This is a genomic window from Paenibacillus tritici, from assembly GCF_018207515.1.
In the GTDB taxonomy this organism is placed as follows: Bacteria; Bacillota; Bacilli; order Paenibacillales; family Paenibacillaceae; genus Paenibacillus_AQ; species Paenibacillus_AQ tritici.
In genome coordinates, this window is the sequence record NZ_CP073365.1 from 5561226 (window position 1) to 5580828 (window position 19603).

10 protein-coding genes are annotated in these 19603 nt (G+C 55.9%); all 10 read right to left on the reverse strand.

The features are described 5' to 3' along the window. Nucleotides 1–61: 61 nt before the first annotated feature. The gene (locus KDC22_RS33565; RefSeq protein ID WP_246552928.1) at nucleotides 62–1846 is read right to left on the reverse strand and encodes a heparinase II/III domain-containing protein; all 1785 of its coding nucleotides are present in this window, start codon (nucleotides 1844–1846) and stop codon (nucleotides 62–64) included. A 173-nt stretch (nucleotides 1847–2019) separates the two neighbouring features. Then, nucleotides 2020–3267, reverse strand: a complete 1248-nt coding sequence (locus KDC22_RS33570) for a hypothetical protein (RefSeq protein ID WP_246552930.1) — start codon at nucleotides 3265–3267, stop codon at nucleotides 2020–2022. Nucleotides 3268–3315: 48 nt separating this feature from the next. Then, nucleotides 3316–4350, reverse strand: a complete 1035-nt coding sequence (locus KDC22_RS23880) for an alpha/beta hydrolase family protein (protein ID WP_211720585.1) — start codon at nucleotides 4348–4350, stop codon at nucleotides 3316–3318. Continuing rightward, nucleotides 4338–5936, reverse strand: a complete 1599-nt coding sequence (locus tag KDC22_RS23885) for a glycoside hydrolase family 43 protein (RefSeq protein ID WP_211724167.1) — start codon at nucleotides 5934–5936, stop codon at nucleotides 4338–4340. The genes KDC22_RS23880 and KDC22_RS23885 overlap by 13 nt, the downstream gene beginning before the upstream one ends. Nucleotides 5937–5954: 18 nt before the next feature. Beyond that, complete coding sequence (locus tag KDC22_RS23890; protein ID WP_211720586.1) at nucleotides 5955–7097, reverse strand: glycoside hydrolase family 88 protein; 1143 nt, start codon at nucleotides 7095–7097, stop codon at nucleotides 5955–5957. A 37-nt stretch (nucleotides 7098–7134) separates the two neighbouring features. Next, entirely contained in the window at nucleotides 7135–7965 is an 831-nt protein-coding gene (locus tag KDC22_RS23895; RefSeq protein WP_211720587.1) for an alpha/beta fold hydrolase, read from the reverse strand. Next, a complete protein-coding gene (locus KDC22_RS23900) occupies nucleotides 7962–11486 on the reverse strand; it encodes a COG1470 family protein (RefSeq protein ID WP_211720588.1) in 3525 nt (1174 codons plus the stop codon). Before KDC22_RS23900 ends, KDC22_RS23895 begins: the two co-directional genes overlap by 4 nt. Nucleotide 11487: 1 nt before the next feature. After that, a complete protein-coding gene (locus KDC22_RS23905) occupies nucleotides 11488–12957 on the reverse strand; it encodes a glycosyl hydrolase family 28 protein (RefSeq protein ID WP_211720589.1) in 1470 nt (489 codons plus the stop codon). A gap of 220 nt (nucleotides 12958–13177) precedes the next feature. Beyond that, nucleotides 13178–19309, reverse strand: coding sequence for an S-layer homology domain-containing protein (locus KDC22_RS23910; RefSeq protein ID WP_211720590.1), 6132 nt, complete (start codon nucleotides 19307–19309; stop codon nucleotides 13178–13180). Between the two features lie 37 nt (nucleotides 19310–19346). Further along, on the reverse strand, nucleotides 19347–19598 hold the full coding sequence (locus tag KDC22_RS23915) for a hypothetical protein (RefSeq protein ID WP_211720591.1): 252 nt from the start codon (nucleotides 19596–19598) through the stop codon (nucleotides 19347–19349). Between the last annotated feature and the right edge of the window lie 5 nt (nucleotides 19599–19603).

Here is a 19603-nt window from a genome sequence, read left to right on the forward strand (position 1 = left end):
ACAACCGACCAGACAACGGTTGCGGGGGCTTATTTTTCAGCTTGTGAGTAGTGCAGTTTCTTTATCCGGCTTCATGTGTGGTTGCTTCCGATAGAGATGGCTTCATACAGGTCAAAAGTCCCCGCGCTGCGTCCGTTCTCCAATAGTAAGCGGGTTCTAGCCGCACTGCTCCATGCACCGTTCGTAAGCACACCGATCCGTCCGGTTCCCAAATCACCTTAATCTCTGGTTCCTCCCCGTGACGCGGGCTGAGCACAGTCAGAAATCCGTTTGCGGCATCAGCGACCGCCCGGATATAGTGCATATATGAAACCTGTGAATCCTCCCCCGGAAAAAAGGGCGTACTGCGTCCACGATCAATAACGATCGAATCGACGCCGCTCAGGAATACTGCATCCAGAACCATTCCGTACGAACATTCTGCCTGAATGTAGCTTCCATCCACATGGGAGTGCAGGGCTGCAACAGGGAGTGAGAACAACATTTTGCCATCATACTCCTTGATCTCGTCCCGGATCAGATAGATATCGAGCTCCTCAATATGCACAACGGAGCGGATATGTCGTCCTGTCCCTTTGGGGTTAGCAATCTCAATTTTGATACTCTCCCATTTCTCCTCAAACCGTACTTCCAGTACCTGGCTTGTTCGGGGGACATCCACCCAGCCACGCTCCAGACTAAAGGTTCCCGCGGACAGATTGATCGGCTCTATCCGTGAAGCTGGAACATAATTCTTCTTGGCCGCGAACTGGACACAAGCATGAGAGTAGGAGCAGATATGCCAGCTTGTACTGCTGTCAAAGTAGCCTTCAATACCTGAATCCATTACAAGCGGAACCGATCCGGCATATAGGATAAACGAGCCCTGATCCAGATGACCATGGGCAATTGGCCGCGGACTGGACATAATGGCGAAATAGCTCGTCTGCTTGCCAGAATGACGGCGAAAAATGTAGATTCCGGCATCTGGAAAATCAGCTGTCGAGTTAAGCAAGCACGGGGAGGAACTAGCAGACGAGGTGGCCGACACCATGAGGTTCTCCAATACGATGCTCTCCCCCCAAAGTCTCTTCGCAGGTGTGCCGGCGGCAGTCCAGACAGCACGTATCCTGTCCGCCAGCTTCGGGTTTCGTTCAGCAATTTCGGGAATAAAGACGGGGAAATATCCAAATTCTTCTCCGTCTCCCAAGGCATGATCGCCAAAAGGTGGTGTGCCGATTCGCCCTCCGAAGTATCCATAACCCGGGGTCTGCATTTCTATTGCATAACGGAACATATCCCCCAGCGGCGTTGTCTCGAACCAGTTCTCGCCAGTCGCCTTTTTCAGCACCTTTGCATAACCAGCAAACCTCTCCAGCGCAGCGTGGTGATAGCGGATCGATTCTGGCCAGGAGCCATCGTGATTCACCTTCAGTTTGAGTTGTGCCAGAAGCACGGTGTTTGCATTGTTCAGCCAGATATGCCGGTTTGGAAAATCGGGCAGCGCCATCATCAGATAGCCTACGCCAGCACACATGTCAGTCTGCCAGTTGCTGCATCCGCTTTGGGCCTCCTCTGGCGTCCATTCTGTCCGGTCCCGCAGGTCGAGCATATATCGCAACAGAAATTCCGCCATGGCATAGAAACGCTTACGCTCCTCTTCGCTGAAAATATCTGCCGTACGGATCAGCGAGTAACTGACAGCCACCGCACACAACAGACGTCCCCCTTGAACGGCTCCGTAGCTGTCACTGCCCTCGGGCCGCAGATTCGTCATCATCCAATGCTCTGCACCCTGGCAAAAATCATTAAGAATATAGAGTATCGCCAGCTTGGTCTTCTTCGCGTATTCCCATTCTCCAGTCATTGCATAACAAATAGCATCATATTGCATGCCCAGTTGGAACTTTCCTCCTGGTAGCCAAGATTTGCGATTGAAACAGTAGTCGAATTCCCCAGCCGAATTCCCCTGACCATCCTTAAACAAGATCAGAACTCGAAGTCCGCACTTCAGCTTTCCGTCAAGCTTGGCGGAGAATGTTAGAGTGTAATCGTTCCCCCCTCTATCGCGAATTCCCCTTCGTAGTTCCAGGCTCCTTCGTCACCCGGGCCTGGATTACACATATAGAGTGAGCGGGGCGCTCCTTCCGAAGGGCGCCGTGCTGCTTGCGAAGAAGGGTTCACCGGTTCGGGAGTCCGGTCTCCGCCACCGCAGAAGGGATAGGTCTCTTCCATGCTAAGAATTGGGCGGCCCCGCCGCATCTCCGGTTTCCAGCTCAGCGGCAAAAGCTCTCCCTCTTCAAATCCTCCGTTTAAGATCTGGAGGCTACCTCCGCTGGCCGACAAAATATCCAGATCGTCGATCCAGACATGACCCAGACCCTCTGCTTCATTCTCCTCCGCAGGCAGAATAAAGGATAAGGTAGCGGTCTCTGCTCCATGAGGTGCTCTAAAATTAACGATTTTGTCCGTTGAGCTCCATAGATAGAAATGGCGGTTAAGCTCCTCATAAGCTTCTTCGTCCTGCAGCATCAGCTTGGATACCAGCTCCAGATTCTCAAGGCTGTGGACGCCGCTCAGCCGTTCAATCTGCTCATATCGCTGACAAAGCAGCGGTTCAGTTCGAACTGCCTGCCGTAGCTCTACCAGTTCGGTTTCGCTAAAATACAGCGAAGCACCCGGGTCTATGTCCATAAGCAGACGCCGCGAATGGAGGAGCTCCCGCTTCCGGTTAAAGACAGCAGCAACGCTTCGCGCCAGTTTCGTCCTGTCCAGGCTCTGTCGGAAAGATGCCAGATCTGCTTCAAGCTCTTGTTGAGCCTGACAGAGTGCCGTCCTGGCCAAAGTATCATATTTGCCAATCCCCTCGCCCGCTTGGGTATGACTCAGCAGGCTCTGTGCTTTTTCCAGAGCCAATGCAGCCTTTTTTGTCACTCCCTCGTTAGTTTCCTCCAGCCCGTACCGATTCTCAAACCATTCTAGAGCCGGCTCTAGTCCATACATGGTATACACTGCGCCCTGCTTGGTAAACGGAGGGACCATGGTGTACCGCCGGGTTGCGAAATGAACCGCTTCCTCTGTTCTTGGTATCAGAAATTCCCGGTTGCGTACGAACGGGATCTCTCCATTGTCCTTGAGCGCCCGCTTTGCCTGCTCCAGCACATCCTGAAGTGCATGGGCACTTCCATCTGTGATCCGGTCCCGCCGCTGGTCCAGCATCGTCTCCGCCCGTCGCACTAGGCTGGTCAGATGCTCTCGGCCTCCCTTTTTCTTGCTCATATTGCCCATTGCTTGGTCCCCTCTTTCCGTTTCTAATCCTTCTCTGAAAGCTGCTTCTCAGCGCGTCAGCTGCTGCTGCAGCCAGGCAAGCGAGGCTTCGCCCGATATTTCGTGTCCGCCGGCATGAAACACACTTTGGAAATGATTGGAGGCGTTCCAGGCAGCATAAGTCGCCTCGAGCTCCACCGCCGCTTGTCTCGTATGCTCCAGCGGAAAGATAGGATCGCTTACACCTGCTTCCACAAGCAGCGGACGGGGCGCTATCAGCCCTGTCAAGTCCGGCTGTTCAGCTTCCAGCAGCAGTCCCGGCAAATAATTGTCGATGCAATGGTGCATGTCAAGAATGCTTCCCCGGAACGTATTCGTCCAGCCGCTCAATACGGCCGCCTTCAGCCGTTCATCCAGTGCGGCAGTATACGCAGCGATTAGCCCGCCGCCGGAAAAGCCCAGCACGCCGATCCTTCCGGCATCCACGTCCTCCCGGGCGCTCAGAAAATCAATCGCCCGTATCGCTTCATACACACGCATTCCGGCCAGCGTCCGGCCATAGAGCAGCAGTTGCGAGGACAGCGTGCCGCAGGAGCTGTAATTCGGGTTCGCAGCCAACTCTCCGGCCATGCGCCGGACGCCGAAGCCCATAATCTCGGGAATTGCGACCACCATTCCCGCCTGCGCCAGCCGTGCGGCGAAGCGGTTGTGAATGCCGGGGTCGGCCAGCTCCCGGCCCTCGCTGTCCAGTCCGGCGGCGTCCCACTGGCCGTTGCCGTGGCCGTGGCAGGCCAATACGGCCGGATACGGTCCCTGTCCTCCCTTCGGCACAAGGACCAACACCGGCACGTTGACCTGCTCCATCGTGGTATAGGCGATCCGTTCCAGCATATACTCTCCATAGTCCCGCCGTTCCAGCAGCACCGGCGCGAGCGGCACATCCCGCTCAGGAAACCTGCCCAGCGCCCGCTTCAGCACATGCTGCAGCCTGGCGCGCCGCTGCTGCGGCGCTTCGGTGTGCGCAGCCCGGCTCCGGCCGGGTTGCGTATCCGCATAGAGCTTTTGGAGAAAGCTGTCTGTCGTCCAGTCCATCATTTCACCCATCGCTCATCCTCAAGCTCCCGGTAATCGAAATAATCGAAATCGGCGTGCAACTGCATTCCCGACAAATCCTGCACACACAAGCCTGCAAAGGCGCCTGTGAAGGACAGCTTCTTTCCGTATTCATCGGCCAGCACACCCGAATAGAGCACCGGACCGATAGACTGCCACTGCTTGCCGTCAGCCGAATAGTAGAACTGTACACGCTCGTCGTGGATCGCCGCCCGCAATAAGCAGCGCTCCCAGCCGTTCACAGGCACATATTCACTTACCTCATCATACACGCCCCGGTCGCTGACGATTACAGCCAGATGCTTGCCAAGTTGTTCATCATGTGAGATTCGCAGATACAAATGGTCCGATTCATCGTAGTACAGTACCAGTCCGGCCATCTGGTTGAACGTCACCGGCTCGAATTCCATGCAGGTCTCCACTTCACATCGGAAGCTGCGCAGCGGACGGGCGACCAGGCTCTGCTCATTCCAGGAGTTCAGCGACTCCCGCCCATACAGCCGCAAGTGTCCCGGCCGCTCGCTCAGCGTCAACCATGATTCGTCGGCCGATACCCGCAGCGTGCTCCAGTTCACGCCGAGCGGCAGTGCATTGAAGTCATCCCGCTCAGGCTCCGCCGGAAAGGGATGCGGAGGCAGCTGCGGTGCCGTCGCCTCCAGCAGCGGCAAACATCCGCCGCCCTCCAGCCGCAGCCAGCCGTCCGCCGTCCAGGCCAGCTTCTGGATGGAGGTCTCGCGGCCGAGCGGGCTAAGGCCGCTGCCGTCCGGCAATGGCCGGCTGCAAATATGCGCCATGAACCATTCCCCTTCCTGCGTCTCGACCAGACTGCCGTGCCCTGCCTTCTGCAGACGATGATCCGGAGCGCCGACACAGGTCAGAATCGGCCCGGACGGATCAGGCTCATAGTCCCCGTCCACCGTGCGCGAGCGCAGCAGCGTTGCCGCATGTCGGCTACCGGTGCCTCCTTCGGCTACCAGCAAATAGTAGTAACCGTCCTTGCGGTAAACCATCGGCCCTTCAGTTACGCCAAGCTCTGTTCCCTGTGTTACCCGCTTGACCGGTCCGACAAGGCGCCCCTCCTGGGGGGAGAACTCCTGAATGATAATCCCGGCGAATCGGCTGTGATTCTTGCGGAAATCCCACTGCATATTGAACAGCCATTTGCGGTCGTCCGCATCATGGAACAGGAAATGGTCGAACCCACTGGAATTCAGGTAGACCGGGTCTGACCAGGGACCTTCCACCGCAGGAGCAGTCACCACGTAATTGTAGAGATCCTTGTACACGCCCCGGCGGGCAGCCACATTGGTGAAGCATAGATAGAACAGGCCATTGTCGTAGCTTAGCGCCGGTGCCCAGATGCCTCCGGAGCTGGGTACACCGCGTAGATTAAGCTGGCAGGGACGGCTAAGTGGCCGCGCCAGCGGCCGCCAATTCACCAAATCCCGCGAATGGTGAATCACTACGCCCGGAAACCACTCGAACGTTGAGGTGGCTATATAATAATCATCGCCTACCCGAATCATCGAAGCGTCGGGGTTAAAGCCGCGCAGCACCGGATTGTGAATTGTTGTCATCGTCATCTCCATCCCTCTTTACCAATATAGCCGGTGCTTCGTTAACACCCGCACCAGGCCTTCAAAATAATAGTAGTCGCCCCAGATGGTGCATTCGTCGATGCCCATGCCGCGCGGCTTGTTGTATACGCCATGCTTCAGCACGCCGTTGGATTCCGGCTGATCGCCAGTCGTATACGCAGCGGCCAGTGCCTGCAGAATGGCCAATGCCTCACTCCGGAACAGCGCCTTGTCTGGGTCGCTCACTGGCAATTGGTCCGCCAGCTCCAGCAAGCCGCAGGCAGCCACCGCCGACGCAGACGAGTCCTTCTCCTGCTCTGTTCCCCCGGTGAAGATCAAATCCCAGTACACTACCCCGTCTGCCGGTGTGCGGGCCAGAAAGTAACGGGCCAGCTCCTTCGACAGTTCAACCAGTGATGCATCGCCGGTATACTTATAGCTTAGCAGGAAGCCGTAAATGCCCCAGGCCTGCCCCCGGGCCCAGCAGGAATCATCGGCATAGCCCTGATGGGTGTTCCCATACCTTGGCGCTCCGGTTTCCACGTCCATATAATACGTATGATAGGTGCTATAATCCGGGCGCACTAGATAACGAGCTGCCTGCGCAACATGCGTTCGGGCATACTCCGCGTAGCGCGGATCGCCGCCCGTCTCTGTCGCCCAATAGAGCAGCGGCAGATTAAGCAGGCAATCGATGATCATCCGCCCGCATTGCTCGGGATCGCTCAAATCACCCCAAGCCTGGATAATGCCCGCCTGCGAAAAATATCTTCCGGCCAGCAGCTCAGCCGCCTGAAGCGCAGTCGCTCTAGCCAGCGGATTGCCCGTTATTCTAAATTCGGCTACCGCAGACAGCGAGTACAGGAAGCCCAGATCATGCGTATCGGTCTGGATCTGCTCCTCAATCCGCTGCTTGTAGCTGGCAAGCTGATGCTCGGCGGCTTGCCGGTATTTAGGATCGCCCGTCAGTTCGTAGGCCAGCCAGAGCATTCCGGTCCAGAAGCTGGAGGTCCATTCGATGTTGCCAATCGCTGGGTAAACCCCGTTCTCACTGGAAGGGCCAGGATAGTTGTCTGTAAATAGATCCAGACTTTTGTCGATCTGCTGAAGTACATACTCAGCGGCTTGCTGATACATGGCAAGCGGATTTGTCGTATTCATAGTGTTCGTCTCCTTTTGTTTCGAATGGAAATGCGTCTTAAGGAGCAGACGGGAAATTCAGAACAGACTCCGCTTTCCGCAAGAAGTTCCGCAGCTCCCGATTGAACACTTCCGGCACTTCCATACTGCAAAAATGTCCAGCATCCGCAAGCTCGGCGGTTGCCGCCTGTGGCACATGGTCCAGCAGCAGCCGGAGTGAGGCCTTCGCTCCGGCTGAATCCTGCTCACCCCAAACCGCACATACCGGGACTGGCAAGCTCTCCTGCAGGGTAGGCAGTAGCCGCTCCCGCAACAGGCATTCCGGCTCGCGGTGCGTCAGCTGCCATGCCTTCCAATCGGAGATCATGCTCCACAGTCGCCGGCGGTAGCCGTTATGATCCGGTCCGCAGTGGGCAAGCAGCCCCTCGTACCATTCTCTCTTGAAGGTATTGACATCACCGGTGAACGGAGCTTCTTCCTCCAGTCTGGGATCAGGAATGCCGGCGCTGGCCACGGTAACGGAACAGACTTTCTCCGGATACAAGGCCCAATAATCAAGCGCGACGAAGGCGCCAAGCGACAGTCCCACCAGATGCACCGCTTCAATATTCAATTGCTCCAGCAGCCGCCGCAGATCCCCGGCATGCAGGTAGTCCTCCCCCTCCTGCGGCAGCGAGGACTGCCCGTAGCCTCTAAGATCGTAACGCAGCAGCGGATAGTCGCGGCCGAAGGCCGCAGCCTGCGGCTCCCACATCCGAAGATCTACTGAGTGGGCATGCAGAAAGACCAGCGCCGTGTCCCCGGCTTCCTGAGGTACCGTATACTCGTAATACAGCTCTGCTTCGCCGCCGTGCAGGATCATCATGCCTGAGAGGCTTCGCCACTTCATTGAGAGGCCTCCCTGCGCAGCAGGCTTCCGTCAGCCTCATATTCTTCCAGCATCACATGTACCTGATCGCCGGACGCCTCTGCACCTTCGATAGTCAGAATCTGCACCCGGCCGTCGGCCAGTTTCACAGTCATCCGGTCGGCAGACTCGGCGCTGGCCGAGATGATTACCGGCTGATCCTCATACGGCTCAATCACAGTGATGAACCGCGCTTCTGTGCCGGTGCTGCGCGTACTCAACACCTTTCGCCGGTCTTCCTCACTGCCAAGCGGATAATCGCCTCCGATGGAGGCGGCAAAGCGGAATGCGCCTAGTCCGGAGAGATTCACGCGTATCACGCCTTCCTGCTCAGTATCCATCGGATTGGCAGGAATCGCCTTGTCGAACTGCTTGAGATCCAGGCGCACAGGGCCGCCATAATAGTCGACACCCGGACCATTACCGGGATCAGTATTCTCTGCCGCGAGCGGAAGCTTGGACAGATAGATCCGACCTGTTGCGGTCTCCAGATAAGGGTCGCCCCAGAAGACCGTTTTTGCCGCTGCCTTCGGGATACCGTTGTCTCCGATCCCGGCTTCTGTGCGTACCCGCAGCTCCAGGCACTGCATCCCTTCAATTGCCAGCTCCAGATCCTCCCGGCCGAATATCCAGGCACCGAACTGTCCATTGGCTAGTGTATTCCCGTCCCCCTTCACCTCGTAGAACAGACGCTTGTCAACCGGCTGCATCTCAGGAGCATTTCCTACAATCAGCTTTACCTCATGGGGCCACAGCGTATAATGATCCATATACAGCGGACCTTCCTCATTATAATAGCTCCGGTTGCCCGGCTCACCGGAGTTCTCCTTAAATTCGGTAAGGAAGCTGGCCTTGACCGGCCCCTTCATCTCGTACCAGTCGCAGAGTGTAATGAACTGACCGCTGCCGAGCGGATCCGGATCAAGCTGCCCGGTCTGCTTAACCAGCTGCTGTTCAGCCGCCGCAAGCTGCTTCAATCCTTTACAGTGGAACAGGCAATCGTAATCATGCTCCTCCGTGCCGGACACATAATCGAACAGGGCGATATAGTCGTCTGTGACGACCGTTAGCCGCCGCTGCAGCACCGGCTCCGTGAAGCCGGTCCGGGTCGAATAGTCCGGCGCATCGTCAGGAACCGGCAGCGACCTGCCTTCATTCCAGAGGCGCTCAGACAGCGTCCGGTCGCCGGCCACTCTCCAGCCTCCATAGGGCGGATAGGACCAGCGGGCTGTATTCTCCACCATGCAGGCCTGAAATACGCTGCCGCTGTGGAAGAGCAGACTTCGCCCCTCTGCCGGGTCCTGCTGCTTCCGGTCCACCACCACCATATTATGGGTAATGGAGGTCTGGACGTAAAACTTATACATGAAGGTATGATAGCTGTACCAGACACTCTCCGGATTGTAGAAGCTGCGCCCATAGCGCATGATGGACAGGAGGCTTACCCGATCATAATGTCCGTGGGCACCACCGTGGGTGCCGTATTTCACAGCCGCCTGAATCTGGATCCGGGGCTCCCGCCCTGGCGTCTGCGAACGCAGCACCGCTACGCCCGCATTATCCGAACTGGCCGAGGTCAGATAAGGCTTCGTCTCACTCGGAATCAGCTCTTCCGCGGCGTAAAGTAGGTCACGATCCTCCAGCCCACAGTTCAACAGGACATCGGCATATTCCGGCTTGCCGTACAAATAGTAGGCCAGGTCAAACCGGGCATCCATATACCCCCTCGGCGCAATTCCCGGCAGCTTCGATTCCGCCGAATCATTGATGCCGAACAAAACGCTCCTATAATCGGCATAAGGAAGAAGACTGTCCCAGAGCTGGGTGATCGAACGGTAATTGGACCGGTTCGGCCCCCAGATATCCAGGCACAGCCCGTCGATTTCCGGCTTGCCTCCGGGTGTAATCTGATGATGGTATTGGGCCGGGACCCAGATCCCATCCAGATTGATTCCCCAAGGCCGGCAGCTCTGGGCTACTTCTGAGAACAGTCCGGCAGCCATCAAGTTATAGCCGACAGAGCATTCATACCACCAGCCGTCATCCAGCGTACCTTTGGACAGATGATCCGTCATGCCTCCGGTTCCATACAGGAAGCGGTTCATCCACTCAAAATCCTGGAGCGCCTGGCTGCAATACAGGGCACCGATCATCTCGGCCAGCGTCCAGTTGGAGATGCCTCCGACACGCAGCGACCAGTCTATCAATTCTATAAAGAGACGGAAGGACCGGTCAATCCGTAGATGATCCTCCTCCGTCAGCAGGTCCGAATCCGCAAGCAGGTCGTATACAACGGCAGCATGCTTGAAGTACTCGCCCTCATGTACCAATTCCTGGTGGCAGGCCCTTAAGGTGGCTGGATATCCATGCTCCGGGTCAATCGTCGCCCGCAGGAAGCGGAGGACCTTGTCGGCAAGGTCCGCCCGTCCGGTCAGCTTCCAGGCAATGGCTGCATTCTCCGCCTCATGGGAGTGATGCGTCTCGAACAGATACGGTCCGGGCAGCGGCTCCGGCAGTTCCCAGCGTTCCGCCCGCTCCTCATACCTTTCAAGCAGCGCGCGCGCCCATTCGTAGTCTTCCGTCTTCCGGTGTACAGCCTCCCAGCCTGCGTTGCTATGCTTGATATAGGGATGCGGAAGCTCCCGCAGCGTAATCAGCATCAGCTCCTCCGCCCATTCTCCCCGGCCACCCGGCAGCAGCGTCAGCTTCTGCACTTCATGTCCGCCGGGAGCTACTCTGTCCGGCACCTCTACCTCCACCGTAATTTCCTGGACTTTCCCCGGCTGCAGCACAAATGCCTCCGGCCGGATGGACACAGTCATCGTCTCCCAGCCGTAACGTTCAACGGTTATGACAACCGGCTGCGCAACTCCGGTGCAGTTATGCACTCTCACAGAATAACAAGCGGTTCCGCCGGGAGTCGCGGGCTTAGAGCGGACCGGCAGCTCGGCATAGACGGCCGCCCGGCGGACAAAGCGCAGCTGGCGCAGCGTCATTGGCTCCGCCGTTTCCACTCCCTTCAAGGAGGCTGTCAGCGTCACACTGCGGACATATTTCCATTTCCCCGCAAGCGCCTTCGGATCGTTGAATTTGCTTAGCGGCAGCAGCGCGCGAATACGGCGGCGGCTGCCTCTTTCCTGCACTCCGCTGCCGTCAACGAGCGCATGAAGCGCCACATATTCCAGCTCCTCCGGTAGCGGACTATGGTTCCGCAGCAGTCCGATTTCCGCTGTCAGCGCAAGCAGGCCAGCACCTGCCGGCAGCGCCTCCGGCAATTCCGCCTCCACTTCAAGCCCGTACCAGTCCCGCAAATCCACGCTATACGGATTGACGCTGACGAATCCTTGCAGAGACCAATGATTATCCAGATGAACGCCGGGAAAATGCCACTCCAGCCGTTCTCCATCCTTCAGCTGTACCCTTTCGTCACCGCTTTCCTCTGCAGCTTCAGGCGGCTGCACTCTCCATTGCAGCAAATCAATGACCGCAGTCTCTTTGTTCACTTTACTTCCCCTCTCCGGCTATTGGTTGGTCCGCTTCCAAGAAGCTTACTCTTTTGGTAAATGTATTCACATCAAAATTTCCCACGGAGGCATCCAGCACTGGCTTGCCATTGATAACCAGACCCACGAAGGTGACGCCTTCCACCCTTCGCTCCACATCGTAGCCATGAATACGGCTGGGTTGGGCATTATCGCCTGTATAATTAATATTTCGAAAGACCACATTCTCGATCAACCGTCCCGGAGCAGGATTGTAGTCCTTATTCCAGACCACACGGAGATCGACAAGCCTTCCCTGCTCGAAGCCTTCAACCCGGATATTATCGTAAGTCACATTGCGAATCGTATTGTGATCCCCGGCATTGATCGCCATCGCACCCTGGTAATTCTCTTGCGGCTCATGGTGCTCCAGGATATCTATATTACGGAATTCAATATCTTCGATGATGTCTCCGTCACGCTCATGGTCGCCGTGCGTTCCGATCATCAACGGATGCGCGACATCGGCCCACAGAATGCTGTGCGTAACACTGACCCGCCGCGTATCCCCCTGGTAATCCCATCTTGACCCGTACACCGCGATGCAGTCGTCAGAGGTGCGGAGGAAAACATCGCGGATTTCGATGTCCGAGCTGGCCATCATATCAATGCCGTCCGACCAGCCCCTGGTGCTGAACGACTTGAAGTTGTCGATGCGCACTCGCTCCGACTTGCCGATATAGATGCTGTAGTGCGGCGGATCAAGCAAGGTAATGCCCTCCACGGCAATATCGCGCGAGAACACAATCCGCACACCGCGAAAGGCGCTGAAGCGTGAGAATTGAGACAGGTATATAATCCCTCTGCCGCAGATGCGCACCTTCTCCACCTGTTCGCAGACGAATGAGCCGACTACCGCCGCTCCGCCCGCAAGGTATACCGTCGTATCGGATGGTATCCGCAGCACGGTCTCCTCCAGATAATGCATGCCCGGGGCAAAATAAATGACGCGCGGCGCTCCGGGGCTGAGCACAGCCAGCTCTTCCGCCAGCCGGTAAATATCCTCAGTCCGGTGGATGGCCGGCTTCAGCAGCAGCACTCCGGCTGCATCCGGCTGAGGAGCAGCACTCTCCGGCTTGTTAGCAAACAGATGCAGATTGTTGAAACGGTTTCCATTGATTTCAATAGACAGCTTGCATGGGCGGTCCAGCGTCAGCCGAATCACATTGCCCTGTCTTTCGTACGCTGTTCCTGCGGACAGAGGGCGGATAACAACCTCCTCGATTGCCGCTTCGTCATATTCAATTTCTACATTGACTGTTCCCCGCATATCGAAATAGGCCATGGAAGCCAACCGCACTTCATGCATATCCACCTTGGCCTCATACACCGCAATGTCTTGCCAGACTCCGCCGGGAACACAGGCCCGCACTTTGAAATCATGACGCAATGGCACACCCTCAGGTGCCTCATAGACTGTCAGCTTATTCATCTGTTTCAATTCCGCCCCATTTCCTCTCGGTAATCTATCTTGCGAAAAGACTTCATTCGGGGAAGCTCGCCGCTCGCGGCAAACCTCTCTATTCATTGTATCTCCGGGGAAGAAGACGACATATGCCAGTTTTTTTGGCGCATTATGCGGCTTTTTTTTGGTCGCAGCGCCAGAAGGGGTGCCCTGCAGGGCACCCCTTCTCCAACAACATGAACTGCGGTCAGACCAGCTTCATCATTCGCGCAAGCATCGCAACTGCCTCAGCACGGGTGGCGGACGCCTCAGGAGCAAAGGCCCCGCCGCTACGGCCCTTCATCCAGCCTGCGCCTCCCAGCGTATGAACCGCAGCTTTTGCATAATCCGCTATCTGCTCAGCATCCGTGAATACAGCAGTCTGTACATCCGGTGCCTGGATACCGGCAGCCTTTAAGACACGCACGGCAATGACTGCCAGCTCCTGACGGGTAATCGGCTGTGCCAGCCCGAAGCTGCCATCGGAGTAGCCGTGAACAATGCCCAGAGAGGATGCCGTTGCTACAGCATCCGAATACCATTGTCCCGGCTTGGCATCAGTGAAAGCCAGCGGATGTCCGGTTTCCGCAAGGCCATAGGCATCCATCATCAGCTTCAGATATTCCCCCCGGGTAATTTCACGCCCTGGCGCAAAGCGCCCGGCACCGTCACCGGCCAGTAGCTGACGGGAGGCCAGCGCGGTAATGCTCTCCCCAGCCCAGAAGTCGTCGCCTACATCGCTGAAGGCTACCTGATTCAGCATCACGGCATATTTGCTGAAATGCTCCGTGCGCAGTGTCAGCAGCCCAAGTTCTGCCTCGTAGTTCGAATTGCGCAGCACCTCCGCATTCCCTTGTTCATTAATATACACTCCCACAAGCGCCGTCAGCGGCTGGCCGGGCTTAGCCTCATAAGGAATACGCAACTCGACAGATTGATTCTTGAAGAAGGTCGTAACCGCCTTGCCGTTCACCGAGAGACCAAACTCCAGCACTGGCATGTCTTTCAATCTGTCAGCAAGTCCGGCAGACAGACTGGCAGTATTAACCTTTGAGATCGTCAACGCCAGCGTTCCCCCGCTGGACATCTCATCAATTACACCCACGGGCAGAGTGATGCCTGCCAGCCCAGACTCAATCACTATTTCGCTGATGCCCTTCTGTTTCGCCTGCTGCCAAGCCTCCATCGGAAGCTTCAGCGACAAGTTGCTCGCGGTTTCAGCTCCGCTGATTCGAAGGGTGACTCTCCGGTCTGCCGCAGCACCGGAGAATGCCTTCACCAGGATCTCCATACCGAGCACGACTTCCGCGCTTCCTCCGTTCTCCAATGCCTCCGCTTCAATGCGGCTGCCGGTCACAGTCTGCGTAACAGCGGCAGCGTCGAACGCTCCGCCAGCCGTTGCCGTACCGGTTCCTATGTCCGGATTGCCCGGTGTATCTCCGTCCGGATTACCTGGTGTCCCTCCGTCCGGATCGGATGCCAGAGTTTTGAACGTATGCTCGTCGCTAGAAGCATGATTACCGGCCGCATCGTAGGCAACAATCTGGAAGCTGTACATCGTATCCGCTGCAAGCCCGGCGATGCCGTAGCTGTAGGTAGTGCTGCTCAAGGTAGCAGCCAGCCTGTTGTCCTGAAGCAACTCATAGCGGGCCACCCCCACATTGTCAGAAGCAGGCTTCCAGCTCAGCAGCAGCGAACCGTCGGTGACAGCCGACGCTGTCAAACCTTCCGGAGCTGATGGCGGCTCTGTGTCAACCGGCTCATCCACCTGACTTACCTGAACAAATGCCGAGGCACGCAACTCTGTTCCGTAGACCGCACCGGAGACTGTGAAGCTTCCCGGCAATTCATATAGGACCGGAGCGATCTCATCCCACTTGACCTGCATATCCTGAGAGGTCTGATCACTGTACACAGCATGGACTACACTCGGCAATATCGGAGCGGTTCTGGCCACAGTCGTGACAGTTACCGGGTTCAGCTCCACAATGATACGTGGCTTTTTAAGACCTTCCAGTGCAGCGCGCAGCGTGTTCGCGGATTCATCGATCTGTGCCTGGGTGCTGGCGGTATTCTGCGCGACAGGCAGCGCAGCAAGAGCTGCCGCCTCAACTGCCCCATAACTGTCCTCTGTGTAATCTGCGGTCTTCAGTGCTGCGGCTTCGTCCAGAAGAATATCCAGGAGCGTGCCGTCGATCAGCGGCCCGTATATTTCCAGCTCGGCCACATTGGCAAAGCCGCTGGTCGTGTAATAGCGAAGATAGCGGTAATCCTCGGTTGTCCCTAAATCTGCTGTATACCATTTCGCACTGTCGACACCGCTGATCGTATACAGATTCGTATAATTCACACCATCACTTGAACCTTGCAGAATCGCTCCGTTGGCACGCTTGATCATATTATCTCTATCTGTTCCCGTCTTATCATTTCGGGGATAGAACTTAATTAAGCTGAACGCCTGTGCCCTGTCTTGGCCAAAATCAATCTGAATCCATGAAGGATTTAGACTGGAATCCGTGAAGGTTGCGAGATTGCCATCGAAGGCGCTCCAACCATTCTCCGCAGGGGTTTTCTTATCCAGCTTCGTGGAGGCAACGACCATGGTTGATATGATGTCGAGCTTCTCCCCGCTCAGCTGACTGCGCGGCACCAGCAGACTGCTTGCTGCAAAAAACTCCTGGAGCAGCGCCATCCTGTCGGAGTCCGGCTTGGCCATGACCGATTCAATCCGCTTTACTTCTTTACTGTAGAGATAATAGCTGCCTTGTGTATAACCGGCAGGGAGAGACATTTTGGATTTCAAATCCTCTGTCGTGAATTCCCCGTAGAACTTGACCTCCGCTATATTGCCGAACCAGGAGGAGGCGTTGAACAGCCGGATATAGCGGTAAGCTTCTCTGATCAAGATTTGACTTCCACCAATATAAGTCCAGGTCTGGGCGACCGAGCCCGAAGTCTTGGCAGTCAGATCGGTCCATGTCACATTATCATTGGAGCCCTGAACCACCATGCCATTCATCCGGCCAGGTTGGCTTGCACGCGGCATCAACATGATCTGGTTCAACCGTACAGACGAACCTGCGCCGAAATCAACCGTATAGTACGATCCTGTGCTTGTCTGCAAATCTCCGAAGGTCGAGGTATCGCCATCAAAAATCGACTGGCCGGCCTCCTCCTTGGTTACGTTGCCGAACGGCGCATCGGAGGCTGTCGCTTTGGCCAGCTTACCGACATCAATGAACTGCTGCCGGTCAAGCAAATATAGCAGGGAATTGTCTGTCGTGAAATAGACCGGGTCTCCGGCAGTCCCGTCCGCCGCCGTATATTCAATGCGAAACTGTACAGCTCCGCCTGGCATTCCGCGATTCGCCGCGGCAGTTGCTGTCCAGTTCAGCTGGTCATCCGACTGAACTGCGGCCTCCTGACCTTGAATGACCGCTTTGACCGATTGAATCGGCTCTGTTGACTTAAAGGTCAGCTTGATGGTATCACCGTTCGTTATCTGCTTCTCCACAGCCTGGTCAGAGCCGATGGACACCGTCTGCAGCTTGTTGACAGTTTCAAGCCGCTCACCGAATATCCGGAACTCGCCCAGCTCCAGTATGTTGCCGACCAGGTTTCTCAGCACATCGGGCTGCGGATGGAGCATCTGAATCTTAATGAACCGGTAACGCTCATTGCGGTGGGAGGAGTCCACCTCCAGCCTTGCCAGATCATCCGTGAACGGCGTCTCCTCCGGCGTCAGCCGGGTCCAGCTGAGCTTGTCGTTAGAGCCGAATACGGCTGAGCCGGCCATCCGGTCCACGAAATTCATCCGGCTCTGCAGGCTGAACGCAGTGGCCGAGATTTTGTAGCCCGGACCGAAATCCAGAATATGATACAAATCCGGGTAAGGAGCGAGCGTATAGACCGGAAATGTGTTGTTATTACCGTCCGTCAGCATAGAGATGGAGCTGCCAAAGGTTGAGGAAGACACCAGTTGCGGATAATCCATGCTTCCGTCTGACAGCCGCAGCGTCAGCGGCGCCAGTCCGTCGGCCGCCTGCTTCAGCTTGATGAGCTGGGCGGCGAATGCGGTAGAGTCTGCCGTCTGAAGCAATCCTTCTGTCTCCGTGGCTGCTGACATATAATCCTGAAGCGAAGCCGATGTATAGACCGTTCCGGCGACATAGCCTAGGGATGCCGCTTGTACGGCAGCCTCGCGGGAACCGGCAATTGTAAGTGTTGCACGCTTGGTGGCCAGCGTCGTTCCATCCGAAGCGGATACCACGAAGGAATAATTGCCCACAGTCGGATGGGTCCACGTGAAGGCACCCGTCATTGCGTCAAGCATAGCGCCTTGCGGCAGATTAGCGCTCTCGTAACGTAGTGTATCGCCGGAGCCGGAATCAGTCGCTGAGAAATCCAGTGTAACGGCGCTGCCGCCAAGCCCGACTGTGTCAATATTCCTTGTCCCAGAGGTGAACACCGGAGGTGTAAGCTGTGTTCCGGCCTGTACATTAAAGTGGTCCAAATCGACCGTTGTTCCGTTGCCGATAGCCTTCAGGTAGAGCAGATTGTAGTCACTATCAAGCTGACCGTAGGACACATTGTTAAGGCTCATATCATAAGTGATATAACGCCACTCTCCGCCCGTATCCGGCAGCGTCAGCGTATGGTAAGGAATTGAAGACTTCTCCTTGCTGAGCTGCAGGACAGCAGAGCCGTTGGTACGGAATTTCAGACCGATTAGCCGGGGCTTGGAGCGGTCTGCATAGGAGAGGTTCTGGACAACGAACTGGCTGCCCTGCGGATCGGCCTTGACCTCGACGTAAGCAACATTCCCTTCCTGCATCGTGATTGTACGGTTATCGAAGGCTGTATACCGGTCCTCGATCTCGACTAATGCAGCGCTGGGCTGCTCCTTCGGCAGATTCGCTGAGCCTTCATTTGCTGCCGCCGCCGGGAGATACAACCAGAAATCGCCGCCCCCGTCAACATTGTCCCAGTTATTTTGCAGAGCGCCCTGATGATAGAATTGGGTAGGAATCCGTTTGGTGAACGCTTCATAATAATAAGGCGCCTTCTCCTTAACATCGATTCCCTTGTTATAAGTATAGTAATAGTACAAATCCCAAAAATTCGCTGTCGTCATTCTTCCCCGGTAAGAATCGGAGAGACTGTGGTAGATACCTTTGGCTTCCCCATTCTGACCTGTGCTGAACACCACAGGAACCCAGGGCGTGTCGTAGCCAAGCATATATTGCCAAAAATAATCGGCCGCGGCAAGAATACGGTCATTCAAAAATTCATAAGGGCCGACGGCATTGCCCGCCGTAGATACAGTACCTGCTGTAGGGTCCACCTTGGTTCCCTGGGCCAGCAGCATCCGTGAGATAATGGTCGAATTCGTCAAGTCGCCCCCGCCGTGGGCCTGATCACGGCCCATCTCCACATGCTGCACCACGGGCTTCTCCAGCTTCTCACCGGTTGCCGCATTTGTATCTACCAGCCGGAACAATTGCTGGACGGAGCCGTTAAAGCCCTGATTCTTCACAGTCTTGTTGACGGTGAACCATTCAACCGCCTCGTTATAGCGCTCACGGTTGTTTGTGAAGATATAACCGGCCATTGCGCCAAGCAGCGGATAATTATGCTGATTCATGAAATAGTTGTTGTCATGCTGGAAGGTCTCGATCACCGGCGTTATGAGATGATTCGTGAAATCAGCCGTATCCTTTTCCGTCCAGGCCAGCTCAGCCGTCTGATAGCTGGAATAGCGCAGAATCTCGGCTGCCGCAACCATCCGGTTCAGCGGAATTCCGGTATGAATATGCGAGTCGGTAAAATAAACATATTGGGCCGGGTCCATCTGCGACCAGATGCGGATAATATGCATCGCGTTGGCCCTGTAGGTTTCATCGCCTGTGATATAATACATCAGGGATTGTGTATACGCTTTCAATCCATCGGCGATAAATCGGGAATTAAAGCCTTGGCTGTTAAAGGCAACACTTGCCGGCTTGGAGGCGTCGGACGAGCTTTGATTGCTTGAGGTCACTGTCTTCGACGCAGCAGCGGATGCCGTCATCGCCCGGTAGTATGAATACCAAGGCTCTTGCTGTGCCTGCACCGCAGAGCGCATTGTTTCCAGTGTGGAACGGGTCAGGCCAACACCGGGATGAATGTATCCATCGGTAACCGCTTCTGTAATCTCAACCTGATAAGCGGTCCCGCCCCCACTGCCGGCGCTGTCTGCGAAAGCATGCTCCTGACCAAGCGGTGCAACCAGGCTTTGCACCATGCCCAGCGATATAGCAATCGTTAACAACCGTTGAACAAAATTTCTTCTCTGATTCATTTTTTCCTCCTTAAAATATTTTGTGAGTACAGTCTCCCTAATCTGTTTCTATGTTTGATCTAGCCCAAAACGTCCATCCTTTCAAAGACAGCGCTTTAGCAAGATATTCATCCTCATTGTATTCGAGCCTCTGCACTGTGCAAATGCATCTTTCTTTTGACTCATATGTATGTTTTTTATGAATCGTATAATTCAAAAGCAAAAAGGCGCCTCCCAGAGAGACGCCTCTTACCGCTATTCCGTTCGCACTCCTATCCCCTGGATACTCCTCTCCCTGTCCGTTCTTCATCCAGT

Bases quoted from the DNA above. Each gene is read 5' to 3' on its own strand.
- KDC22_RS33565 (WP_246552928.1), bottom strand. From the start codon at position 1,846: ATGACTGGAGAATGGGAATACGCGAAGAAGACCAAGCTGGCGATACTC.
- KDC22_RS33570 (WP_246552930.1), bottom strand. From the start codon at position 3,267: ATGGGCAATATGAGCAAGAAAAAGGGAGGCCGAGAGCATCTGACCAGC.
- KDC22_RS23880 (WP_211720585.1), bottom strand. From the start codon at position 4,350: ATGGGTGAAATGATGGACTGGACGACAGACAGCTTTCTCCAAAAGCTC.
- KDC22_RS23885 (WP_211724167.1), bottom strand. From the start codon at position 5,936: ATGACAACAATTCACAATCCGGTGCTGCGCGGCTTTAACCCCGACGCT.
- KDC22_RS23890 (WP_211720586.1), bottom strand. From the start codon at position 7,097: ATGAATACGACAAATCCGCTTGCCATGTATCAGCAAGCCGCTGAGTAT.
- KDC22_RS23895 (WP_211720587.1), bottom strand. From the start codon at position 7,965: ATGAAGTGGCGAAGCCTCTCAGGCATGATGATCCTGCACGGCGGCGAA.
- KDC22_RS23905 (WP_211720589.1), bottom strand. From the start codon at position 12,957: ATGAATAAGCTGACAGTCTATGAGGCACCTGAGGGTGTGCCATTGCGT.
- KDC22_RS23910 (WP_211720590.1), bottom strand. From the start codon at position 19,309: ATGAATCAGAGAAGAAATTTTGTTCAACGGTTGTTAACGATTGCTATA.
- KDC22_RS23915 (WP_211720591.1), bottom strand. From the start codon at position 19,598: ATGAAGAACGGACAGGGAGAGGAGTATCCAGGGGATAGGAGTGCGAAC.